Here is a 23,076-nt window from a genome sequence, read left to right as displayed (position 1 = left end):
AATGTCATTACTATGAAATATGGATAATCCGAGTCATTTAATCCTAATTTAGAATATTTCGAAGCGTCTCCAAAGCAAATGTTTATTTAAGCATTAATTTTAAACAGTTTAAAAAAAGCCATCATAACTTTCTAAAAAGTTATGATGGAATAAATTAATTTTCATTAAAATTACTTTAGCAAGCCTCTTACTAACTTCACCTTATTTTTATACGGTGGAAAAACAATATTAATTGGTAACGTAGTATTTTTCTTTACGATAGATTTTTGGTGGGTAAATAATGTAAAACTCGCTTCTCCATGATAAGATTGAATCCCGGAATTTCCTACTCCACCAAATGGTAAATGGGGACTACCAGCATGAGTGATTGTGTCATTTATACAGCCACCACCAAACGGTAGCTCTTGTAGAAAGAATGCCTGCGCTTTTTCGTGTTCGCTAAACATATAAGCAGCCAAAGGTTTTGGTAATTGGCGAATTCGATGGATTATACTACGTAAATCTTTGTAACCAATTATAGGTAACAGTGGTCCAAACAATTCATCAGCCATTGATGGACTATTAAAGTCAACCCCATCTAATAACGTTGGTTCAATAAATAAATCATCTCTATCCGTTTTACCACCAAAAATAATATGATTACTCTCCGCTTCTAAAATTCGCATAAGTCGATCAAAATGATTGTCATTCACTATTCTTCCAAGGTCAGGACTCTGTTGCGAATTCTTACCATAAAATTGAACAATAGCTTTCTTCATCTGTTCGATAAACTTATCTTTTACATTTTCCTCAACTAATACATAATCGGGTGCTATACATGTTTGTCCGGCATTAACAAATTTCCCCCACACAATGCGTTTAGCTGCAACAGCTAAATTTGCAGTATGGTCTACAATAGCCGGACTTTTCCCTCCTAATTCTAAAGCAATTGGGGTCAATCTTTCCGCAGCTGCTTTCATCACTATCTTTCCTACTTGAATGCTTCCCGTAAAGAAAATAAAATCAAAAGGTGCATGAATTAACAGCGAAGTTTCTTCTTTTTCTCCCTCTACAACACGAATGTATCTCGGGTCATATGCTTCCGAAATAATTTTTTTTACTATTTTAGACGTATGTGGTGTTGCTTCAGACGGTTTAATAACGGCACAATTGCCTCCAACAATAGCTCCTATGAGTGGTTCCATAATAAGCTGGAATGGATAATTGAATGGTGCAATGATCAAAACAGTACCATAAGGATCATTTACGATAAAACTTTTGGATGGCATTAAAGCAACTGGAGTTTTTACATACTTTGGTTCCATCCACTGCTCGATATTTTTAATCATATATGAAATATTGTCATAAACTAACCCAATTTCTGTAACATAGGCTTCAAATTCACTTTTTCTTAAATCTTTGTATAATGCTTCTATCACTTCTTTTTCATACTTTTTAATCGTAGTTTTTAGTATTTCCAATTGTTCTACACGGAATGCTACAGGTCTAGTCAATCCAGCATAAAAATATGCTTGATGCTCATCTAACATATGATTTAGTTGTTGTTCTGTAAATTTCATTTATATTCGCTCCTTTTTATTCCATTTATCTTAAGGGAATCATACTATTTATTTCTATTAGAAGAAAGAACAAACATTTATATTGGAATACATGAAGTGTGTCTTTCGTGGAATACTATTTTCAAGAAGTCCTTTCCCACAATAGACTGTAACTATAAGTCTATAAGACTTTAGGATACCTATGCTATATGATCCATTTTTCAGTTAATTGGTTTATGTGTGAAGCTTGGCAGGGTATAGACTTGGTATAGAAAAAATGATTAAAGGGAGGAAATAATAATGACTGAAACAGAAACTTGGTGGGAGCCCATTTTTACAGGAGCTTTTGCGCTAGGGCTTAATAAAGAACGTATGAATGAAATAGAGGAAGAATCATTTTTATATTTTAAAGAGGACCAAGGTGAAATGGAGACAACTAATTGAATAATGTATATAGGATCAGCTTTTCCCTTCATAAGAAAAAAGGAAAAGCTGATTTTTCATTCTATATTTCTCCAAAGGTATAAGGCAGCGTAACTATTATAGGGTGCCCAGGAGGCTAAGTGAGGGGTAATTTCACTTTTCATAGGCTTTCTATCTAGATGCCATTGTTGCTTGAGCGAATTTTGAAGACCTATATCTGCCAAAGGAAACAGGTTCTCTCTTCCTAAGCCAAATAACAAGAAGCTTTCCGCTGTCCATGGACCAATTCCTCTATACTTTATCAGTTCAGAAAGTATGAAATCATCCGATTCAGTTACAAGTGCTTCTAAGTTCAAAGCCCCTTCTACAATGGCTTTAGAAATCCCTATCATATACTCTGCCTTTCTTGTACTAAACTGCATTTGACGTAGCGTTCCAACATCAAGATTGGCAATAATCTCAGGAGCTGGATACAACCAGACACCTTCTTTGCTTTTACTAAAAGTATGAACAAATCGTTCTGTTAATGTTCTTGCAAAAGTAAGATTTAGTTGCTGATGAATGATACTTTTCATAATATTCCCATACAACGAAAAGTCAGTAATAATTGGGGTGCCCTCAAATTTTAAAAACAATGAATGTAAATTAGTTTCTAAAAAGTGCTCGTGAATAGGCAACAGACTTCTATTGAAATGAAATATGGACAAGACACGTTCATATTGTTCTTCTGTTTCTAACCCGGTTAGTATAAATTTTGGTTCATGCAATGTTCCGATACTTTGAACCGTTATAATTGTTTCATCTAACGGGATTTTGACTGTTTGATTGGAGAGATCTACAGAATTTAGCGGATCTAAAGCTAGTCTTCTTAATACATCCTCCATACGATAGGTAAATGCTAATTCCACGGTTTGTGTCATGATTTATCCCCTTTCGGTAATATGCTAAACTACAATGGGTGATATAAATGAAAAAGTTTTTTGTATGTATAGGTGGTCTGTTTTTTTGCTTACTATATGGCTGTGAAGAAAATTCCACTAACAGTGTCATTCAAACAAGTGGTAGTACCAAACAAATTCCAGTAAAAGTAGTTGAGGTTACTGACGGTGATACTATTAAAGTTAAGTATAATGGAAACATAGAAAAAGTTCGATACTTGCTAATAGACACACCGGAAATAAACCATCACACATTAGGAAAGCAACCATTTGGGGAAGAAGCGAAACAACGGAACAAGGAATTATTAAATAGTGGGGATGTAACGATTGAGTTTGATGTAGGAAATCGCTTAGACGACTATGGCAGAATGCTTGCGTATATTTATGTGGATGGCCAGAGCGTTCAAAAGACGTTACTCGAAGAGGGGATGGCACGTGTTGCATATATTTTCCCTCCAAACATACGGTATTTAGACGATTTCGAGGAAGCTTCCGAAAAAGCTGAAAAGAAAAATATTGGCGTATGGGAGACAGAAGATTACGTCACTAATCGAGGATTCGATGATGCGGTCATCTCCGATAACAGCGCTAAGGTAGAAATACAAACATCCGGAAAATGTATCATCAAGGGCAATATTAATCGACAAGGCAAGAAAATTTACCATATCCCTAGTGGAAAATATTATGAACAAACAAATCCCGAAGAATGGTTCTGTAACGAGCAGGAAGCTATAAAAGCAGGATTTAAAAAATCTGGGGAGTAAGAAAAATCGGGCAAAAAGACGCCAACCCCTTTAAGACATAAATATGCCGTTGATTTCTACTCCGGTCGGACGCTTTCCGTGGGCGTGGGCATGGCCTCAGCCGCTTCCCTCGCCTCGCTCAGTCTAGGTTCTTCAGCTCGTGCTGTTCCCACTGGAGTCGCCACTCCGCGCTTCAATCAACAATGTCCACTTGAAGTAAATGGATAATTGAAAACAATAGTATTTACTAATTCCTATTGTATATAGAAATAAGTAATGTTGAAATATGCTCTAGTACAAAGAAATTTTACTGTCTGCATCTATCATTGGATAATAGCATTTCTAATTCAACAGCGATTACAGATGATGTTTTCACTAAGTAAAATTGGACCAATCTTATAATGGAGTACTACACACTAATTGATTGTAGTGAAAGGTGACGACTCCGGCGGGATGAGTGAGACAGATGAAACATCACAAACGACGCGTCAGCGACGGTGATGGTTCATCGCTCACCCCGCGGAGGCCAACAGGATGTGGTCACGAAGGCGTTGCGCTCGCGTGGTGACGTACTTAGCCATCGTTCCTTTGTCTCCGCCTGTAACGGAAATCACTAGTATTATTCATTCTTTAAAGTATCATGAACCCAGTATGCACGGGCCATTTTTATATAATTTTATTCTAAAAAAACAAACTGTGTAGCCTCCTATTAAAAGGCCACACAGCTTTATGTTCTAGCACCTTTTACTTTTGCTTCTGGTACTGTTTCTTCTGGCGGAATATCTGCAAATGTTTCATTTTCTTCTTCTAAATCTCTAGTACGATGTGCTAAACGCGAGGCTGCACTTGAAGCAATACTTGCTACTAAATCATCTAGAAACGTATGAACAGCTCCGCCGACTTTTGTATCTAATTTTGAAATAAGTCCAATTTTATTTTTATCTAAATGCCCAAAGGTAGTTACTGCAATACTTCCATAAGTAAATACAGCTCCTAGTGCAATCGTTTCGTCTACCCCAAACAAACCTTCATCCGATTCAACTATTTGTTGTAATGGTGCAGATAACATTTTTTTCTCTGCTAACTCGTCAAGTTCGATACCAACTAATATCGCATGTTGCATTTCTCTTTTTTTCAATACGCTTTTTACGGATTCTATACAATGCTCTATAGTAAGCCCTTTGTTGTAAGGAAACTGCATTTCAAATACGATTTTTGCAATTTCTTCAATAGTAACTCCGCGTCTTTTTAACGCATCCTTTGTAGCCTGCTCCACTTCACGTGAATGAACTCTAGATGTCTGTCTATCCATATTAGTATCCCCTTTGTTGTTTTAGCGTTTGGTTTATTATACCTCTTTGCTAGTATATGATACAATTTCTGTACTACATGAATGACATTAGGAGGAACTTATGAACAAAGGTACTATAGAGGATATAACGCTTTTTAGCGAGGCTTTACAGGAAGAAATGCAACTACTAATTTACTTGCCACCAAATTATTCTGCACTATATAAATATTCTGTTCTAATCGCATCCGATGGTAAAGACTATTTTCAACTAGGTAGAATCTCTCGGGTGGCTGACGATTTATATGAAGAAGAAGCGATTGAAAACTTAATCATCGTTGGAGTACCTTATAAAAGCGTAAAAGATCGAAGAGATAAATACCATCCAGATGGTTCTCAGCATGCTGCATATATACGATTTTTAGCTCAAGAATTAGTTCCTTATATAGATGAAAACTATCCAACTTATCAGGTTGGTATGGGTAGATCACTAATAGGTGATTCGTTGGCAGCGACTGTTTCACTTATGACAGCTTTAGCTTATCCAAATACATTTGGAAGAGTAATTATGCACTCCCCACTCGTAAATGAAGACGTTCTAGAAAAAGTAAAAAACCACGAAGACGTTCATGCATTTTCTCTTTACCATGTGATTGGAACCGAAGAAACTGCAGTTAAAACAGGTGATGGTTTATTAACGGATTTTATCACTCCAAACAGAGAGTTACACAATTTAATAAAAAATAAAGGGTTTTTGACCTTTTATGACGAATTAGAAGGAAATCATACTTGGAAGCTTTGGCAACCAGATATAAAAAGATCACTGTTGCAAAATTTTAGCCTATAGAGAAATATTTGTTATAATAGTGATATGATTTGTATGAAAATTTGAGGAGGTAATGAAAATGAAATACGGAATTGTTGCTTTTCCATCTAAAAAGGTACAGGACTTCGCCAACTCCTATAGAAAGCGTTATGACCCTCACTATGCTTTAATTACTCCACATATGACAATTAAAGGAGTATTTGAAGCAGATGAAAATGAGATTAAATCGATTGCTGAGAAGGTTACTGAAGTAGTAAAGAATCATAAGCCATTTACATTAAAAACAGCGAAGGTTAGTTCATTTGCCCCTGTTACTAATGCAATATATTTTAATGTGGAGCCCACAGCTGAGCTAGTTAAACTACGTGAAGATCTAAATGCGATTCAATATAATGATGAGGAAAGTTATTCTTTTGTTCCTCATATTACAATCGCTCAAAAGATGAGTGCAAGTGAACATGATGATATTCTTCCTCAATTAAAAATGATTGGTGCTGAATTTGAAGAAGAAATCGATCGACTTCATCTTTTATACCAACTAGAAGATGGATCATGGACTGTTTATGATACATTTAGATTGTCTGGAGCTGAGTAAGTATTGGTGTACGCAAAGAAAGTTGAAACTGAAAAAGAATATCAAGATGCAATTAATATTAGAAGAAAAGTTTTTGTAGAGGAACAGGATGTCCCGCTTCACCTTGAACTCGATGAGCATGATGCGGAAGCTGTGCATTTTGTAGCATACGATGGAGAAACACCTTTTGGTGCTGGCCGAATAAGAGTAATTGAACCAGGCATCGGAAAAGTAGAACGTGTCTGTATACTTCCAAGTTATCGTGGGAAGAAGTTAGGAAATCTCATGATGCAATGTATGGAGGACTACTCACTTTCTACCGGAATTACCAAGTTAAAACTAAATGCACAAAGTCAGGCTATTCTTTTTTATGAAAAAAGAAATTATACAATAAGCTCTCCTGAGTTTTTAGAGGCTGGAATTCCTCACCGAGCAATGGAGAAACAAATTTAATTTAGTAAATCTTTATGGAGGGTTGTGACTGACGTCATTGCCCTCCATTTGATGTTTAAAAGAATAAAAGAATGGAGTAAATCAAAACCATTGTGATGAAAATGCACTTTTTCCTAATGGAAACATTCTATCCAGATGCGTGATATCGTATGTTGAGCACATTCTAGTAATAGTAATTAGATTAGAAAAAATAGTATTACTTGACTTCTGTGAGAAGTTCTTATAATTCCTTATTTTGTACAAATGATCATTACAATTTTATTTAATAAATTGCATTTTGGGTGTCATTCTTTACTTCATTATCATATACATACTAAGAACGAATGTAATTCGAATACTTCTATATTTTTATATAACTACTGGAACCACACTGTACTTGTCCACATCTGACTTTTATTTGGATCCTCTATTTTTGCTGTTACTCTAAAAGCTGTAGAATGAATTCAAACTATATATGTATCCATATTAAATTCATCTTAACATTCCAAACTTTTTTCAATCTTTTAGTTGGAGATAAGATTTTTTATGATGGATTCTTTTTATTTTTAATGTAGAAATTGGAGTTATATAAAAAAGCAGGAAATCTCCATTTTTTAGGAAGTTCCTGCTAACCCTTAGCCTCTTCATAAATAATATTTCTTCTTGTTAATTAAAAACTATCTGTACCCAAAAATATAAAAGTGTTAGCGTTACAATCGTTGTTATCGGAATAACTTTTATCGTGATGCTTAAATAATCTTTCCACGTAATATTAATTTTATTTTTCCTTAAAATATCCATCCAAATAAGGGATGCGAGCGTTCCAATTGGCAATAACAGCGATCCCATGTCGCTTCCAATTATATTTGCAAGATAGATAGTTTTTAATGTAATTGGGTCTAAGCCCATTTCTGTTAATGTTATTGTCCCAATCATTAAGGCAGGGTGATTGTTAAAAAGGTTAGAGAGTATGGACACTAATCCTCCCATGATGAAACTTGCTTGAAATAGCCCCTGCTGAACTATCGGTTTACACCACTGAACTAATAATGCAGTTAGTCCAACATTATGCAGGCCATAAATAATTACGTACATAGAAAATGCAAAGATTAGAATATGCCATGGCGTCTTTTTCAAAATATCTATAGGATTAGATTTTAAATGGTATCCTCTCCAAAGCAAAAGAATGACAGAACTAATTGCTGCTACTATTTCAATGGGAATATTTACATAAGAAGCGACAAATAGCATACCTCGTACAACTAACACATAGAATAGGATCTTCAACATAAATTTAGTCCGCTTTTGTTTTGTTTCTAAGGATATACTTGCTTTCAGTGGGTGAAAGCTTTTAGTGAAAAAGGATTCTTCAATATTGATGAGAGATGTTGGTAAAGTTACTGGCAGTTTTTCCTTCACAATGATGAACATCAAATATGACATAAACAATAACCCTAAAGTTGCTGGGACAAACATCATTAAAGTATGCATCCATAATGACATATCTACAATTTCTAAAGCTATTAAGTTAACTAGATTACTTACTCCTATAGGTGCGCTGGAGGCAGTAGCGATTAATGCTCCACTGATTAAATAGGGGATCTGTTGATGAGGTTTTAGTCGCATATTCTTCAGTAATAATATTAAAATGGGAGTTGTTATTAATATACTACCGTCATTATTAAACAATAGTGTCATCCCAAAACATAATAACTGAATATTCCAATACAATCGATATCCCGAACCTTTTGATAAACTTACAATTCGAGTAGCTACCCAGTTAAAAAAACCGAAGCTTTCTAATATGACAGCCATGACAACTGTCGATATAATAGTAATGGAAGCCCCTCCAATTTTATCGATAATATCTAAAACATCCTCTAATGACACAATACCTGCTAATAATATAATCACAGCACCAATTGTTGCTGGCCAAGCTTCATTTACTTCTCTAGGTCTTACAAAAATGACTAACATAGTAGATAGGAACACCAAAATGGCGATTCCAATTTGCCAACTCATACATATACCATTTCCTCTCCTTGTTAAGATTGTCCGCTTCCTTGTATGTATATTCTCTTTCTACTTAGAGAAACGAGGTGTATGTCCATATTCCTTAAAATAATATAAATAATTCACTATTTTTCAAGAAAAAAGTTTTATGTATTTCCAACTTCAAGAAGCATGAAACATTTCATGCTTCTAATTTTTGTATTTATTTTTACCTTTACGATGTAAGACTTAGTCATGTCATGACTTTATCCATATCTTTCTTATACTTGGTGGATTGTTTTTATATGTTCGATATTTAGATAATCTTTAGCTGCTCTTGCTTTCTCCAACTCAACTATTTGTTCTTCTACATTTTTTATTTTTCCTATATGACTCTTACTTCCTCCAATATTGAACACAACCATTTTATCTCTAAACTTTTCTATTTGAGTTTTAAAGGTATTAACAAGAATTTCATTAGCTAAAGGTTTGGAGTAGTTGTTATTTAACCCGTAAGGACCTTCATTAGAAGTATAAGGAATAAGCCACTTTAAGTGTTTTGTAGATATATACATAGTTTTATAAACGGGTGAATAAAACTCAAAATAGTCATCCATTATCTGAGTAATAGAACCATGTAGAGGCTGATCATCTGCCAAATAAATTTCAGAATTTTTACCTTTTGCATGCTGTAGCGTAGCTAGCAAGGATAAACCCTCGTTATTTCCACCATTATTTAGAATAGACGACTCCTTTGGGGCAGATGTATCAAATTCGTCGTTCTTGATAGCACAGAAACTATGGATATGATTGATAGGGATGTACATATAATCTATTCCGTTAAAAATAACGAGTAAGTCTGTTCCCAAATCAATTAGTGTACCCTTTAATTTCTTTTTTCCTGAAACCTCAATTTGGACAAATTCCTTGATTAGACTTTGAATAATTTTATTCAAGGTCACAACTCCTTTTAGCATTTATTCATCTTCGAACTAAGTTTTCCTTAGTTTGCGGTACATTGCTGTTGCATGTCTCATTAACGAAATATACTGTTTTTCTAATGCAGCTGTGTCTTGTTTGGAATCATAAAATTGATAACCACTATTCATTTCAAACCGTCTAATTTTATCTGGACGATATTCACTTCCTTCAACCCTTGGGTGAAAGTATGATTTGTTATCTGTTTGTTTAAAATTTATCGTATTTGAAATTTGTACTGCAGCGTAATTCATCAATGCAAAGTATTGCTGCTCCAGCATTTCATTTACTTCTTTTCTACTCAGCACATTTGCAGTTAATACTTGTTTTTTTTTTTCTGATGTCTCCGATATTTTATCTAAGACATCGAGTTTGTCATGGCGATCAGAATTTTCGTTTGTTTGATTTGAAAGAGATGTTTGTTGCCCAGTGTTACTGCTAGTCAACATTGTATTTTCGATTGGGATTGCATGTTTCCTTTTCGAATCAGCTTTCTTTGGTAGTGCAACTGTAGATTGATCGCTATTCATAGTACTCCAAGCCGTTAAAAGTATATCTTTTCCCTTCATCTCCAAACGATTTTCGGGAACGTTAAGTTGTTCATCGGAAAACTCATTAGTTTGTTCTTTTATTATTTGATCTTCTAGTTGAGGAGAAAACGTATTTTCCTCCAACTCATCGGTGTTTATCGGTTCCGTTACTTCTGTATGAACACCATCAACTATTGGGGATGATTTCTCTTCACTACCTAAATTATTGGCAGCCGCTGCCGCTAGATTCAAACTTATACTTTCTAGCTTCTCTTTCAATTTAAGATAAAATTCGTTTTCCTCTAATGTATCCGTATTTATCGGTTCCGGAACTTCTTTATGAACACCATCATGTATTGTGGATAATTTCTCTTCACTTACTAAAATATTGGCAGCCGCTGCTGCTATATCCAAGCTTTTACTTTCTAGCGTCTCTTCCATTTGAGAAGAAAATACGCTTTCTTCTATTGCATACGTATTTATAGGTTCCATTACTTCCGTATGAATACCATCATCTATTGCAGCTAGTTCCTGATCACTAACTGAAATATCGGCTTTCTCTTCCAATAGCGAAGAAACTGTACTTTGGTCAGCTTTTCCCTTATTTATAGCATCGTTCCAATCTGCAATAATTCCAATGTCCGGTGATGTAATTCTGTCCTGTATCCCAATCAAATGATCATCTTTAACTTCAATAGATTCTTTGCTAATACGCATCCTATATAATTTTTGGATAGTACGTTGTTCCTTTTTGTTTAAAAAGTAGTGGTCACTTTTAGATATTTCGCTAGAAATATCCGTAATATGTGAAATAGGTATATAAAATAACTCTTTTTTATTGATTAGGATAATATGATCCTCGAAGATACTGCTTAATATACCAAAAAGAGTAGGATTACTAAATTTATTTATAGTAACCCAGTGATATCTTAATGCAATTAATACATCTGTCAAATCATTTCTAACTAGATGTAGACTGGATTCCTTTGCCATACGTAGATCTTTTGCATTCTTAGAAAGTGCTTGTATTTGATGAATTGCTATATAGACAATATTTTCATTCACTTCCAAAACAATATGATTATTTTGAACGTCTAATAAGATACCTTCAACAAATTGATTTTTTGTTAAATACAATCCTATATTCATGTTTTCATTGGCATATAATACATTTTCGAAGTTTTGTTTCTGCATTTGGAGATCGCCTCCCTTTTAGAATAGTCGTCGCTTTTAAATAAAAAAAGCGACGAATGCATCCTCTATTTATTTACTAGCTTTACTTTTCTTTTTCTTGATTATTTGAATCTTTTTTATTTTCTTCTTTATCATTTTTACCTTTGTCTTCTTTATCATTTTTACCTTTGTCTTCTTTATCATTTTTACCTTTGTCTTCTTTATCATTTTTACCTTTGTCTTCTTTAGTTTTTTCAATCTTTGCTCCATAGCTGATATTACGAATATGGAATAAAGCAACTCGGATTATTTCTTCGTTCGCCACGATTGTTACAAAATCATCTGTAACTACGTCCAGAACGCCTTCTAGTGTTTCAGGTCCACCACGGTTAATTTTTACCCAATGTAGTGTTAGACAATCCAAAATACCTCTAAAATCATCTGCTTGTAAATACTTAAAATCCTTAGGTATTTCAAGAGTGAATTCTACTGGTTTTTTTGAATTATGAGTCAAACTTTTAATATGCTGTGTATTATAATAAATAATGCCATCTTCTTCTGTTAGAAGAGTAAAGTAATCATCCTCTGCTGATAAGAGCTTACCAACCCGCGATTCTGGACCACCTCTATCCACTTTAATTACTTTGTCTACTAGAGAGAGTATCATTTTCTTATTCATCTTTCTAACCTCCTTTTTTAGTATCCTAGTATCTATATGTATCCCAGGGTATTTGAGTATTGGTTAAACGCCCATTTACCAATAATTATACAAGCACTCAATATAAGTTAGTTCCCGAACAAAATTGTACTTTCCTACATACTCTGTAACAGTGACATTAAATTATAGAAAGTAGTGAGTAATTTTGAAAGACCATAAAAAGAAAAAAATGCCTCATCATAGATCGGCAGATACATCAAAAGAACTTACCGATACTAATGTAAGTGAATCGGAAGAGGAAACAGAAACGGTAGAACAAAACCAAGTTTCCAAGAACAAAAAAGAAAAGGACCAGAAAAAAGAAGAAGATAATACAGAAGATAAGGAAAAAAAGGAGAAAAAGAGCTCTAGGGATTCAGAGAAAAAAGAAGATAGTAAAGCAGATAAAAAAGAAAAAAAGGAAAAAAAAGAATCCAGTGATTCTGATAATAAAGATGAAGATAGTAAAGATAAAAACGAAAAAAAAGAATCCAAAGAATCAAATAAAAAAGAGTCTGATCATAAGAAAGACTCGAATGGTAAGAAAAAAGGACATAAGAAATAGTTGATCTTTATTACTGCATAGATTGCACTTTGGACATAAGAATGGCATAATTTTTCATCCATACTTAAATGGTTAATGATATTCCACATGGCAAGTGATATACCGAATGAAATAATGGATTAATAAATATAATAGTATATGCCAAATTCACAAAGTAAATAAAGGTCTAGCTAATCCCCTTCATGGAAATAGCTGGACCTTTATTTAATGCTCTGGTATATCATAGGTAATAATAGGACAAGTAATTTATATTAGACCTCTCTTAATGGTTGGAGAAAGAAAAACCGCTTATCGGAATAACCCGATAAGCGATTTTCTAATACTTTGAACTACACATACAAGTTAACACTGTTTCCTTTGCCATTTATTTCAGCAATTCTTGGTGATAGGTTTACTGGATTTGGATGAATAAAGCCTTTAAATAATGGTTGGGTTGATGGTCTTTCACTTTCCAGTAATTGCTCTTCTTCCTCTTCAAGAAGTTGCTCTTGCTCTTCTAAGTGATCATCAAAAACAGATTTAAATTTTGCATTTTGGATATTATCAATATAAGCAAAATTACGATCGTTTCCAATCATTCGATTAGCATAAACTTCCGTTTGAATCGATTGCATTGGAAGAATATATCCCATTTTCTCCACCCCCACATTATTATTCTATTAAGCTTTACCCCATTTTAATACGACTTAAACCTTTCATTCAAATATAATCTAAATATTCTATTAGATTATAATAATTTTTGAATATCTGCCATACTCAATGAACTACCGCTCTGTAAAATCGAGCGAGTAAGTTCATTTTCTAATTCCTGAGAAACAGGTTTATTTGCTAGCTTGCCAACTTTACGTACAATTTTACGAACCTGTTTTTCATCCGTAAAATCAGCATATGAGATGGCATTGGCAAGCGTAAATAGTTCATCCATTGATACACCAGTTTTATTTTCTATTGATTTAAAAAATGAATTTTGCATTATTTTTCCCCCTCACATCTTTATAATTTTGGATTAAGGGAAAAAGCTTCTACCAACAATGATTAATAATATAAATAATACTACGATTAGTACAAATGTAGAACTTTTATTACCTCCGTACTCGTTTCCTCCGTAATATTCAGGATAACCTCCGCCACAGTAGCCGTACATACCTTTCCCTCCTCTCCTCTTCAACCTATTGTATGCAAGAGTTGAATGGAAAAAAGGGCGATTCAACTAGTATCTTGTTTTCCTCTTATGAAAAATGAATGCACCAATTACGCCAAACAAAATAGCAGCACTAATACCAGAGCTTGTTACTTCGAACATGCCAGTCAAAACACCTATCAACCCATGCTTCTCCGCTTCTGCTAATGCACCGTGTGTCAAAGAGTTACCAAAGGAAGTAATGGGAACAGTAGCCCCCGCTCCAGCAAAGTCAATCAATGGCTCGTATAGACCAAAACCATCTAAAATGGAACCTAATACAACTAAAGTACTTAATGTATGAGCTGGTGTTAGTTTAAACACATCCATAAATATCTGACCTATTACACAAATTAGTCCACCAACAACAAATGCAGTAACTAATGATGAAATCATCCTAACCCCTCTTTTCCATACGACATTCAATGGCATGCGCAATACAAGGGATTGTTTCCCCTTGCTGATATGTTAAAGGAGACAATAATGCCCCTGTAGCTACTAGTAAAACACGCTTAAAAAAACCTTTTTTTAGCTGGTCATATATTTGACCAAAGAAAACAGTTGCAGAACATCCTGCTCCACTAGCACCTGCATTGAAAAAAGTATCATTTCCATAGAACTGAGCTCCCGCATCTTGAAGGACAACACCAGTATTTTCATCCTCAAACATTTCCTTTAGTATAGAAATTCCTATATTCCCTAAATCACCTGTCATGATTACATCGTAGTCTGCCATTTTACTGTTCGTATTCGTTAAATGCCGTTCAATTGTATCCCTTGCCGCAGATGCCATTGCTGCACCCATATGCAATGGATTTGTCTGAAAGCTGTCCACTACTCTGCCGATTGTGGCATGAGTGACTACTGGGGAATTTTTTACATCTTTTTCTAGCAGTGCAAAACCCGCTCCAGTTACAGTCCATTGTGCTGTTTTAGGTTTTTGCGACCCATATTCAAGTGGGTATCTAAATTGTCGTTCTACTGCTTGATGATGACTTGATGCTCCGGCAATGACTGTCTTCGCATTTCCCGAGTCCAGTAAAAGACAGCCGAGAATAACGGATTCCATTGAACTGGCACATGCAGAAAAAACACCTAGAAATGGGATAGCCAAGCTTCGCGCTGCAAAATTTGTCGGGGATAATTGATTAATAAGGTCCCCTCCTATTAGAACATCTACTTTATCAATCTGAGTATGACCCTTTTTAGCAGCCCACTGACATGCTTTTTCAATCATTCGGGAAGCTGCCTGCTCATTCGTTTCATTTTTTTCCGTTTCTAATGAAAGAACCTCATCAAAGGAGTCAGCAAAAGCACTATCTTTTTCTACTGGTCCCACTACTATCCCCGTATTGGCTATGCAAATTTTATTTGTAAACTGGAGAGTTCCGAATGTATTTACCATGAAATCACACCTATATTCACTAATATTGTTTTAATGAGTGCGACGACAAATGCAGATAGAACACCAAATAATATAACCGATCCAGCAAGCTTGAACATATTGCCTCCAACTCCTAATACATATCCTTCCGATTTATGCTCTATAGCGGCTGATATTACAGCGTTACCAAATCCTGTAACTGGTACTGCTGAACCAGCACCTCCAATCTGCGCAATCTTTTTGTATATACCAGTTCCAGTTAGAATCATCGAGATAAATACTAAAGTAGCCACCGTTGGATTAGCAGCAGTTCCTTCTGTAAAAGGGAAAAACCGCATATAAAAAAAAGTGATTAGTTGTCCAATAGTACAAATTATTCCCCCTACGATGAATGCTTTTAGTATGTTCATAAAATAAGGCACTTTAGGATTTTTTTCATCAACTATTTTCTGAAATTGTTGTTGGTCCATTATGTCTCTTCCTTTGATAATGATTTTATTTTTTCAATCCTCTTCTTAAGGTCTTCTTCTTTCAGCTTTTTCTCGATGATGGATTCTACTTCCCACATAACTTTTTGATCTGCTGTGACTAATACTTCTTTTTCTGGAAATTGTTTTTCAATTTGTTTTGTAATTTTATTTTCAATTTTTGTTTTATTAAAACGATCAAATCGGTTGATATAAATGGCCACTAAAATATCTTCCTCGTTCATCACACCTTTATATCCGTAAATCGAATCATGTTTTTGCATGATCGGCTTTAGTGAAGTGGAATTATCAGCAGGAAATATTACTTTTTCCTTCTCACTTGAACAAGCGCCCAACAATAAAACCATTAAAAAAACAATTACGCTTTTTTTCATACGATTACTTGCTCCTTTTTCGTGTTAGTATGCTCGCTGCTATTTGAAATATGCGGTTGGGTTACGAGATATTTGCCCTTATCAAGATGATCTTCCCACATACGTTAGTAAGAGATGAAGAGGAGGTGAATTTAATGGGTTGTGGAAATATAGGTGATGTTACTGACGAAAGACGATCTAGAAATTGTGTTTGTGATGTTGTCCGCGCAATTAAAGACATTCAAGATCAAGCAACAAATGACGATTGCCCTCAATGTCCGACAAATTGTTTTCTAGAACCACTTGGAGGTCTTGTGAGCCCTGCTGCTCGACGCCAAGCTGACACACGAGTATTCATGTTATTAACAAAAGACGGAGATCCATTTAAAGCATTTTTCCGTGATAATGATAGATTTGATTGTGATTGCATTTCTGTTTTCTTCCGTGTAGAAGATATCTTTGACGGTTGCTGTGCAACTTTACGAGTATTAGAGCCACTTGACAGAGAACGTAAAGAAGTTGATCTATTGAACGATTGTGGAACAAAAATCGATTTAAGAAAGCTTTGTAAAGTTCGAAATTTCAGATCAACTGGTAGCTGTGTGACTGTAGACTTGGATTGTTTCTGTGCAATTGAATGTATCGCCGATGTATTTTTAGGTGTATGTGACTGATCGTTTCATCATTGTAGTGTCTATTCCGTTCGGGCCTAACCCGAGCGGTTTTTTTATTGGTGAATCAGCCATGGATAGCAAGCTCATTGTGCATTTTGGCAAATAATTTAAAAACGCCAATAAAAAAAGCTATCCTACAATAGGATAGCTCACTTTCACTTCAATATACTTCCACGCCAAACAATTTTAACAATCTCGTCTAACGGGAACGTCATTAATTCTTCTGTACCTACGAGTAAAGTAACGATGTCCTCTTCTACTTTCTCCACTTCACCTTGTACAGATCCTCCATCCTTTAGATGAAATATTAATGGTCGGTACACTTTACGTTGAAATGGTTTTGCTAAAAAGTTTAATTTATCTATAATTTCTAGTGTCTTCGTGGAGTAACTTTTTTGTATTTCATAAATTGATGTACTTTCATCTAGTAGCTCATATGGAGCTTCGATTCGTTCATTTGGTGGTAGATGAAAGACTGGAGGACCTTTTATAAAGAGCAAAGGATCATTAAACGAGTTCATTAGCACATCCTTTTTCCTTTACTTTATGCAATTATAAAAAATATGATACAAATTACAAAGATGAGATAAATAAGGTGGCCAGTCCAAGGTAAATTAAAATACTTACTACGTCATTAACCGTTGTGATAAATGGTCCCGATGCGACTGCTGGGTCTATTTTCATTCGATGAATCAATAACGGTATAAAAGAACCCCCTAATGTAGCAATAAATATAGAGCCAAAAATAGATGAACCTACTAATATACCGATTAGTAAATCGTGTTTCCAAAAATATACTACTCCGACTACTAGTAAACCACAAATGATACCAGTTATAAGACCAGTTCCAGCTTCTCTAAAAAGTAATTTAATCTTGCTTTCTTCCTCAATATCTCCAGTTGCAATACCACGAACAGCCACGGCCAGTGCTTGAGTACCACTATTCCCAGCCATACCAGCTATTAAGGGAATAAAAACAGCGAGCAGGGCAACTTTATCTAAAGTTTGTTCAAAGATACTCATTAAATTAGCGGTAAACATTCCTAGGAACAATAAAATTATCAACCAGGGCAATCTTTTTCTTGCAGCCTGTAATGGTCCTTTATCGAAGGTGTCCATGTTGGAAACCCCTGCAAGTTTCGAGTAATCATCTGATGCTTCTTCTTCTAATACGTCTAAAATATCATCGACCGTAACAATCCCAAGTAAATGATTTTTGAAATCTACTACCGGGACAGCTAAGAAATCATAGTCTTTAATCATTCGAGCTACTTCTTCTTGGTCAACACTTACTAAAACACTAACTACCCGATCATTCATAACATCTTTTATCAACGTATCTTCATCTGCAATTATAAGATCACGAAGTGAAATAACTCCTGTAAGTTTATGATCATCATCCACAACAAATAAATAATAGATGGTCTCTGCTTCTGGTGCAGCACTACGCAAAATAGTCATTGCCGAGCGACATGTTGAATTCTCAGGAATTGCTACATATTCCGTTGTCATAATGGAACCAGCAGTGTATTCCTCATAGTGTAAGAGGTCTTTAATTTCTTGTGCAGATTCCTTATCCATTATATTTAAATAACTTGCAACTTGATCTTTTCCTAACTCATTTAATACATCTACCGCATTATCCGTATACATAAAAGAAAGCATATCGGCAGCATAAGTAATATCCATTTCCTGCATAAATAAATCATATTGTTCATCATCAAACTTTGTCGCTTCAAATAGCTCCGCTATTTCTTTAGGAGAAAGGTAATGATAGATTTTCTTCCTTAAATCTGGCTCCACCTTCTCAAAAAATATGGATTGATCGTACGGATGAAGTTGCATAAATTCTTCTCTAAAATCGTCCATTGAATCATTTAATAAAAACTCAATTAAAATGGACTCCTCTAAAGGCTGTTGAGTCATTTCATCTTTCACAACACTTTCCCCTCCTCTCAGCGTTTGTCCTTACTTATTGTATGGAGTAAGTAATAAATAAGCAATAAAAATATTCCCTAGGAAATAATCTAACTTAATACTTGTTTAAAATGAAATCCCACCATTCTTCCTGTCACTTAGGAATAATTAGTGGGAATCAGCGATTTCATATCTTGCGGAAAAGGAGCAACTAAATGAATATTTTCTTTTGTAAAAGGATGTACCAAGGTTAGTTCTCTTGCATGAAGTGCTTGTCTTTCTATTAACTGTAGATCACCACCATATAAATCATCCCCAATTAACGGATGACCGATAGACATCATATGTACACGAATCTGATGGGTTCGGCCAGTGTGTAGATGTAATCGCACATGGGTAAGCTTTTCTCCAAGTTTTTCAAAACGCGTCAACACTTGAACAGAAGTTTTAGCCTGTTTACCTTCAGAATCGATAACTCGTTCAATAATACTGCCATTTTTTCTACCAATGGGTGCGTCAATAAGAAAATCATCTTGTCCTATATGACCATGAACGAATGCTTCGTAAGTTCGTGAAATTTGTCCTAGCTTTTGCATTTCACTTAATAAATGATGAGCATGCCGATGCTTTGCTACACAAATGATACCTGATGTGTCCTTATCCAACCTAGTAACAATATGTACCGTAGATGATAGCCCGCTTTTCTCCATATATCCAGCTATAAAATTTGCCAGTGTCCCGGTAGGATGCTCTCGAGAAGGAATAGTGCTAACCCCAGCAACTTTTGTGAGAATGAGGAGATGATCATCCTCCATCAAAATAGGGAAATCTACTTGCTGAGGGATTAATCCGTCACTTTTTTTCTCTGGTGGAAATGTAATCATGACTGTATCCCCCACGTCTAATCTATGCCGCACTGTCTTCTCTTCACCGTTGACAGTAATTTTACCACCTTCGTATTTAATACTAGTCAATGCTTTTTTCGAAATACCATATTGTCGAATTGCATCTCGAAGTAATTGTTGCGATTCATTTATTTGAAATGTCAATTGGATTAGCTCATCTTTCATATTTCCAAATCACTATCGATAAATGAGGAATGTACTCTATGCCAAAACGGAAATGCTCTAAACCTAGCGAAGCGTACTTTTTCATCTGCTACTCGATATTTAATGGACTGAACATCTTTATGCAATAACTGAAGATGATCCACGGTTACCATGAAATCGGGTCCTTTCACAGGTTTTAGTAAACAAGAGTGATGTTTTGGTAAGACAAGTGATGAACCAACTGTACGGAAAACCCTATTGTTAATAGATGCAATTTCTGCAAGCTGAATAGCTTCTAACGAAGGATGCACAATCGCACCTCCAAGTGCTTTGTTATAAGCGGTACTTCCAGAAGGAGTAGACATACATAATCCGTCTCCTCTGAAACGTTCAAAATGATCTCCATTAAGCTCTACATCCATTACTAAAGTAACGTCCGGTGACTTTACAGTAGATTCATTTAACGCCAAATAGACTGAACTATCTTCGCCATGTCTATAATTGATCGTCACCTCAAGTAAAGGGTATTCTATTACTTCAAATTCTTTTTTCGCTATACTAATAACAAGTTTTTCAATTTCTTCCGGTTTCCAATCTGCATAAAATCCAAGATGCCCAGTGTGTAGCCCGACAAAAGCAACCGAAGTGGTTAAGTGTTTATACTTATGAAAGGCATGTAATAATGTACCGTCCCCACCAATTGATAAGACAATATCCGGATTTTCTTCATCTATTATAAGTCCAAAATCTACTAGATATGTTTTCGCACTTTCCATTAATTGATTGGATAAATCATCATTTCTAGACAATATAAAAAATTTCATGATTCACGTACCCTCTCTTTCGCTTTTCGATTCACGGAGACTTGGATGAGAAAGTTCCTTATTTTCACTAAAGTATTTTTGTGCTTCTTGAATTTCCCCTCGGATTAAAGACATTTCTTCATCTAGGCGAAATGCTGCTTCTGCTGCATATTGAAGTCTCTTTTTTATCTCTTCTGGAAAGATTCCTTTATATTTGTAATTCAATGAATGCTCAATGGATGCCCAGAAATTCATAGCTAATGTACGTATTTGAATTTCAGCAAGAATATTAATCTCCCCGTGAATAGTTTGAACTGGATATTCAATAATTACATGATAGGATCTATACCCACTTTGTTTTTTGTGGGAAATATAATCTCGCTCTTCAACGATTCTTATATCATTTCTATCACGCAATAATCCTACGACGGTTTCTATATCATCTACAAATTGACACATCATTCGTAAGCCCGCAATATCAGGAATTTCCTGTGCCAACGTATCGGAAGGCTCAAATATTATTCCTTTTTCTAGTGATTTATCATAAATACTTGCCAAAGGTTTGACACGACCTGTCACAAATTCTATAGGTGAATTTGTATTATCTCTCTCAAACTGAGCACGCATTCCTTTTAGTTTTACTTTTAACTCTGAAACTGCCTGTTTGTACGGCTCTAAAAAGCGATCCCATTGCCCCATAAGCTTGACCTCCACTTCCCTTGACCTAACTACTATGCTTGTAAAATTTCACTAAATGCCTCTTCCACTGCTTTGGAGAAATCAGCCCCGTAGTTGTCATTACCTTCAATATTGAAAATAAGCATGTTTAGTTCTTCTTTAAAGCCATGTAAAGTCAGCTCTTCTTCACCAATTTGCAACGAGGGGTCTTCTACTGCTTTCAAAGTATTTACGAGCAATGGCCATACCTCTTGACCTAACTTCAAATAATGGTAGCCAGTCTCATCCTCTAATAGGTAGATAAAAGCAATTGAATCCGAATCAGTAATCATTTGACCTGCAGCTTTTATATGAGAGTTGTTAGGTAACACCTCTAGTGTAAAACGTATATCATTTTCTAATTGAATACCACTATGCACATTATAAGTAATAGGCAAAATAAATCGTTCCTTTCTGTCCATTCTTCCACTATTTTAACATATTGAAACTCGTTGAAAAGCGCTATAATAGAAATAATAGGAAAGGTCGTGTATTATGCAAATCGAAAAAGAAATTGAGTTTAAAAATTTATTAACAAAGCAAGAATTTGAGCTTTTAGTATCCTTTTTTCAGGTAAATCAAAAGGACTTTCGCTCCCAAACGAATTATTACTTTGACACGCAAGATAACTATTTTAAGGACAATGGGATGGGTTTCCGCCTGCGCGTATTAAGAGAAAAAAACGAACTTACTCTTAAACAGCCGATTGAAAAACATGTAATGGAAGAGAGTACAGTACATGTGTCTGATCAAGAGAGGGATGCTATTATCAACCAAACCGCTTTTCCTTCTATTCCCTTTCTTGAGCAATTTAATCTCGTTTCTCCTTTAAAATGCATCGGGATCCTGCAAACAAATCGTGTACACATACCTTTTGAAAATGGAACGCTATTTTTAGATCATTCCATTTATAGTCAAACAGAGGATTTTGAGGTAGAATATGAGAGTAGTAATGTTAAATATGGAGAAAAAGTGTTTCATGATTTGTTAGATTCACATAATATCCCTATGCGACACACAGATAAAAAAATTGCTCGCCTTGTGAAATATAACAACAAGTTGAAAGGTTGATCCCTTTGGATATTCAATCCCTCAAAGTTTTAATGGAAATAAATGCAATGCAATCATTAGGAAGTGTGCAAAACTCTCAAACTAACTCTTCCACTTCTTCCATGTTTTCAGATATGTTAGGACAAGTTTTACAAGCCAGTACAGAAGATCAGGCGACTGAAAATTTTAATTCTTTACTATATAGTGGTGACTCTCCCGTATTTGTTCCATCAAATTTATACTCCGGACAGAGTAGCTTAGTGGATGCTATCTCTTCGTATTCATCTGCTTCTACAAATAGTAGTTCAGATTTTGATGAAATTATTAAGAAAGCCGCAGAAACGTACAACGTTCCAGAAAAGCTTATTTCTTCCATCATCAAACAAGAATCTAATTTCAACCCAGTAGCTACAAGTTCTGCTGGTGCATCCGGACTAATGCAATTAATGCCTGGCACGGCTAAGTACTTAGGTGTCACTAATTCGTTAGATCCTGAACAAAATATAATGGGCGGAGCAAAATATATAAGCCAAATGCTTTCTCAATTTGACGGTAATATTGAAACAGCGCTTGCTGCATACAACGCCGGACCTGGAGCAGTAAAAAAATACGATGGCATACCACCATATAAAGAAACTCAAAATTACGTAAAAAAAGTAATGAATTACTTCCAAGCATAACCTCCCATGGACAACCTATTAATATTAATAGGTTGTTTTTATAGAGTAAGTACTATTAACTAATACCCTTTTTTCTTACTCAAA

The 23,076-nt window shown here is 35.0% G+C and carries 29 protein-coding genes; 9 read left to right on the top strand and 20 right to left on the bottom strand.

Annotated elements, in window-relative coordinates; all coding sequences use genetic code 11:
• Positions 1–170: 170 nt before the first annotated feature.
• Positions 171–1,559 (bottom strand): aldehyde dehydrogenase, encoded by a 1,389-nt coding sequence (locus KD050_RS16600; RefSeq protein WP_211893438.1) that lies wholly within the window; start codon positions 1,557–1,559, stop codon positions 171–173.
• 279 nt (positions 1,560–1,838) lie between these two features.
• Between KD050_RS16600 and KD050_RS16595 the strand changes: the two genes are divergently transcribed.
• On the top strand, positions 1,839–1,982 hold the full coding sequence (locus KD050_RS16595) for a hypothetical protein (RefSeq protein WP_211893437.1): 144 nt from the start codon (positions 1,839–1,841) through the stop codon (positions 1,980–1,982).
• A 56-nt stretch (positions 1,983–2,038) separates the two neighbouring features.
• Here KD050_RS16595 and KD050_RS16590 read toward each other — a convergent pair whose 3' ends face one another.
• Positions 2,039–2,884, bottom strand: a complete 846-nt coding sequence (locus KD050_RS16590; protein ID WP_370627236.1) for a DNA-3-methyladenine glycosylase family protein — start codon at positions 2,882–2,884, stop codon at positions 2,039–2,041.
• 44 nt (positions 2,885–2,928) lie between these two features.
• Between KD050_RS16590 and KD050_RS16585 the strand changes: the two genes are divergently transcribed.
• Positions 2,929–3,663, top strand: coding sequence for a thermonuclease family protein (locus tag KD050_RS16585; protein ID WP_211893435.1), 735 nt, complete (start codon positions 2,929–2,931; stop codon positions 3,661–3,663).
• A 706-nt stretch (positions 3,664–4,369) separates the two neighbouring features.
• Here KD050_RS16585 and KD050_RS16580 read toward each other — a convergent pair.
• Complete coding sequence (locus tag KD050_RS16580) at positions 4,370–4,954, bottom strand: phosphatidylglycerophosphatase A family protein (protein ID WP_211893434.1); 585 nt, start codon at positions 4,952–4,954, stop codon at positions 4,370–4,372.
• A gap of 100 nt (positions 4,955–5,054) precedes the next feature.
• On the opposite strand from KD050_RS16580, the gene KD050_RS16575 reads away from it, so the two are divergent.
• From KD050_RS16575 to KD050_RS16565, 3 genes are read left to right on the top strand one after another with little or no spacing between them, the layout of a single operon-like run.
• A complete protein-coding gene (locus tag KD050_RS16575; protein ID WP_211893433.1) occupies positions 5,055–5,777 on the top strand; it encodes an alpha/beta hydrolase in 723 nt (240 codons plus the stop codon).
• A 58-nt stretch (positions 5,778–5,835) separates the two neighbouring features.
• Positions 5,836–6,351 (top strand): YjcG family protein, encoded by a 516-nt coding sequence (locus KD050_RS16570; protein WP_211893432.1) that lies wholly within the window; start codon positions 5,836–5,838, stop codon positions 6,349–6,351.
• A gap of 3 nt (positions 6,352–6,354) precedes the next feature.
• A complete protein-coding gene (locus KD050_RS16565; protein WP_211893431.1) occupies positions 6,355–6,783 on the top strand; it encodes a GNAT family N-acetyltransferase in 429 nt (142 codons plus the stop codon).
• A 645-nt stretch (positions 6,784–7,428) separates the two neighbouring features.
• Here the strand turns inward: KD050_RS16565 and KD050_RS16560 are convergent.
• The 4 genes from KD050_RS16560 to KD050_RS16545 all read right to left on the bottom strand — a co-directional run bounded on the left by KD050_RS16560 (position 7,429) and on the right by KD050_RS16545 (position 12,114).
• On the bottom strand, positions 7,429–8,784 hold the full coding sequence (locus KD050_RS16560; RefSeq protein ID WP_211893430.1) for an arsenic transporter: 1,356 nt from the start codon (positions 8,782–8,784) through the stop codon (positions 7,429–7,431).
• A gap of 251 nt (positions 8,785–9,035) precedes the next feature.
• Entirely contained in the window at positions 9,036–9,710 is a 675-nt protein-coding gene (locus KD050_RS16555) for a DUF2642 domain-containing protein (RefSeq protein WP_211893429.1), read from the bottom strand.
• Positions 9,711–9,746: 36 nt separating this feature from the next.
• Positions 9,747–11,456 carry a DUF2642 domain-containing protein gene (locus KD050_RS16550; protein WP_211893428.1) on the bottom strand — a complete coding sequence of 570 codons (1,710 nt, stop codon included), beginning with the start codon at positions 11,454–11,456 and terminating at the stop codon, positions 9,747–9,749.
• A gap of 82 nt (positions 11,457–11,538) precedes the next feature.
• A complete protein-coding gene (locus KD050_RS16545) occupies positions 11,539–12,114 on the bottom strand; it encodes a hypothetical protein (RefSeq protein ID WP_211893427.1) in 576 nt (191 codons plus the stop codon).
• 184 nt (positions 12,115–12,298) lie between these two features.
• On the opposite strand from KD050_RS16545, the gene KD050_RS16540 reads away from it, so the two are divergent.
• Positions 12,299–12,697 carry a hypothetical protein gene (locus KD050_RS16540; RefSeq protein WP_211893426.1) on the top strand — a complete coding sequence of 133 codons (399 nt, stop codon included), beginning with the start codon at positions 12,299–12,301 and terminating at the stop codon, positions 12,695–12,697.
• A 329-nt stretch (positions 12,698–13,026) separates the two neighbouring features.
• Here the strand turns inward: KD050_RS16540 and KD050_RS16535 are convergent, their stop codons facing one another.
• From KD050_RS16535 to KD050_RS16505, 7 genes are all read right to left on the bottom strand, one after another.
• Positions 13,027–13,329, bottom strand: coding sequence for a hypothetical protein (locus KD050_RS16535; protein WP_211893425.1), 303 nt, complete (start codon positions 13,327–13,329; stop codon positions 13,027–13,029).
• A 95-nt stretch (positions 13,330–13,424) separates the two neighbouring features.
• Positions 13,425–13,670, bottom strand: coding sequence for a stage VI sporulation protein F (locus tag KD050_RS16530; protein ID WP_211893424.1), 246 nt, complete (start codon positions 13,668–13,670; stop codon positions 13,425–13,427).
• A 33-nt stretch (positions 13,671–13,703) separates the two neighbouring features.
• Positions 13,704–13,841: a YjcZ family sporulation protein gene (locus KD050_RS16525; RefSeq protein ID WP_211893423.1), complete on the bottom strand. Its 138-nt coding sequence runs from the start codon at positions 13,839–13,841 to the stop codon at positions 13,704–13,706.
• 66 nt (positions 13,842–13,907) lie between these two features.
• Positions 13,908–14,273 (bottom strand): stage V sporulation protein AE, encoded by a 366-nt coding sequence (gene spoVAE / locus KD050_RS16520; protein ID WP_211893422.1) that lies wholly within the window; start codon positions 14,271–14,273, stop codon positions 13,908–13,910.
• 1 nt (position 14,274) lies between these two features.
• Positions 14,275–15,282, bottom strand: coding sequence for a beta-ketoacyl-[acyl-carrier-protein] synthase family protein (locus KD050_RS16515; protein WP_211893421.1), 1,008 nt, complete (start codon positions 15,280–15,282; stop codon positions 14,275–14,277).
• Positions 15,276–15,731 carry a stage V sporulation protein AC gene (spoVAC, locus tag KD050_RS16510; RefSeq protein ID WP_211893420.1) on the bottom strand — a complete coding sequence of 152 codons (456 nt, stop codon included), beginning with the start codon at positions 15,729–15,731 and terminating at the stop codon, positions 15,276–15,278. Before spoVAC ends, KD050_RS16515 begins: the two co-directional genes overlap by 7 nt.
• Positions 15,731–16,123 (bottom strand): YhcN/YlaJ family sporulation lipoprotein, encoded by a 393-nt coding sequence (locus KD050_RS16505; RefSeq protein ID WP_211893419.1) that lies wholly within the window; start codon positions 16,121–16,123, stop codon positions 15,731–15,733. The genes spoVAC and KD050_RS16505 overlap by 1 nt, the downstream gene beginning before the upstream one ends.
• Before the next feature lie 134 nt (positions 16,124–16,257).
• On the opposite strand from KD050_RS16505, the gene KD050_RS16500 reads away from it, so the two are divergent.
• The gene (locus tag KD050_RS16500) at positions 16,258–16,776 is read left to right on the top strand and encodes a CotY/CotZ family spore coat protein (RefSeq protein ID WP_211893418.1); all 519 of its coding nucleotides are present in this window, start codon (positions 16,258–16,260) and stop codon (positions 16,774–16,776) included.
• A 155-nt stretch (positions 16,777–16,931) separates the two neighbouring features.
• Here the strand turns inward: KD050_RS16500 and KD050_RS16495 are convergent, their stop codons facing one another.
• From KD050_RS16495 to KD050_RS16470, 6 genes are all read right to left on the bottom strand, one after another.
• Complete coding sequence (locus KD050_RS16495) at positions 16,932–17,297, bottom strand: LSm family protein (protein ID WP_211893417.1); 366 nt, start codon at positions 17,295–17,297, stop codon at positions 16,932–16,934.
• A 52-nt stretch (positions 17,298–17,349) separates the two neighbouring features.
• Positions 17,350–18,702: a magnesium transporter gene (mgtE, locus tag KD050_RS16490; RefSeq protein WP_211896333.1), complete on the bottom strand. Its 1,353-nt coding sequence runs from the start codon at positions 18,700–18,702 to the stop codon at positions 17,350–17,352.
• A 149-nt stretch (positions 18,703–18,851) separates the two neighbouring features.
• The gene (locus KD050_RS16485; protein ID WP_235753841.1) at positions 18,852–19,742 is read right to left on the bottom strand and encodes an RluA family pseudouridine synthase; all 891 of its coding nucleotides are present in this window, start codon (positions 19,740–19,742) and stop codon (positions 18,852–18,854) included.
• Between the two features lie 17 nt (positions 19,743–19,759).
• Entirely contained in the window at positions 19,760–20,566 is an 807-nt protein-coding gene (locus KD050_RS16480) for an NAD kinase (protein WP_211893415.1), read from the bottom strand.
• 3 nt (positions 20,567–20,569) lie between these two features.
• Positions 20,570–21,244, bottom strand: a complete 675-nt coding sequence (locus KD050_RS16475) for a GTP diphosphokinase (RefSeq protein ID WP_211893414.1) — start codon at positions 21,242–21,244, stop codon at positions 20,570–20,572.
• Positions 21,245–21,276: 32 nt separating this feature from the next.
• Positions 21,277–21,684: a UPF0738 family protein gene (locus KD050_RS16470; protein WP_235753840.1), complete on the bottom strand. Its 408-nt coding sequence runs from the start codon at positions 21,682–21,684 to the stop codon at positions 21,277–21,279.
• A 73-nt stretch (positions 21,685–21,757) separates the two neighbouring features.
• Here KD050_RS16470 and KD050_RS16465 point away from each other — a divergent pair, with 73 nt between their 5' ends.
• The gene (locus KD050_RS16465; RefSeq protein WP_211893413.1) at positions 21,758–22,333 is read left to right on the top strand and encodes a CYTH domain-containing protein; all 576 of its coding nucleotides are present in this window, start codon (positions 21,758–21,760) and stop codon (positions 22,331–22,333) included.
• A 5-nt stretch (positions 22,334–22,338) separates the two neighbouring features.
• Positions 22,339–22,992 carry a lytic transglycosylase domain-containing protein gene (locus KD050_RS16460; RefSeq protein ID WP_235753839.1) on the top strand — a complete coding sequence of 218 codons (654 nt, stop codon included), beginning with the start codon at positions 22,339–22,341 and terminating at the stop codon, positions 22,990–22,992.
• Positions 22,993–23,076 lie beyond the last annotated feature (84 nt).

Origin of the sequence: Psychrobacillus sp. INOP01 (assembly GCF_018140925.1) — a bacterium.
In the GTDB taxonomy this organism is placed as follows: domain Bacteria; phylum Bacillota; class Bacilli; order Bacillales_A; family Planococcaceae; genus Psychrobacillus.
Note: the sequence above shows the minus strand (reverse complement) of the source record. Positions and strands in the feature narration are given on the sequence as shown.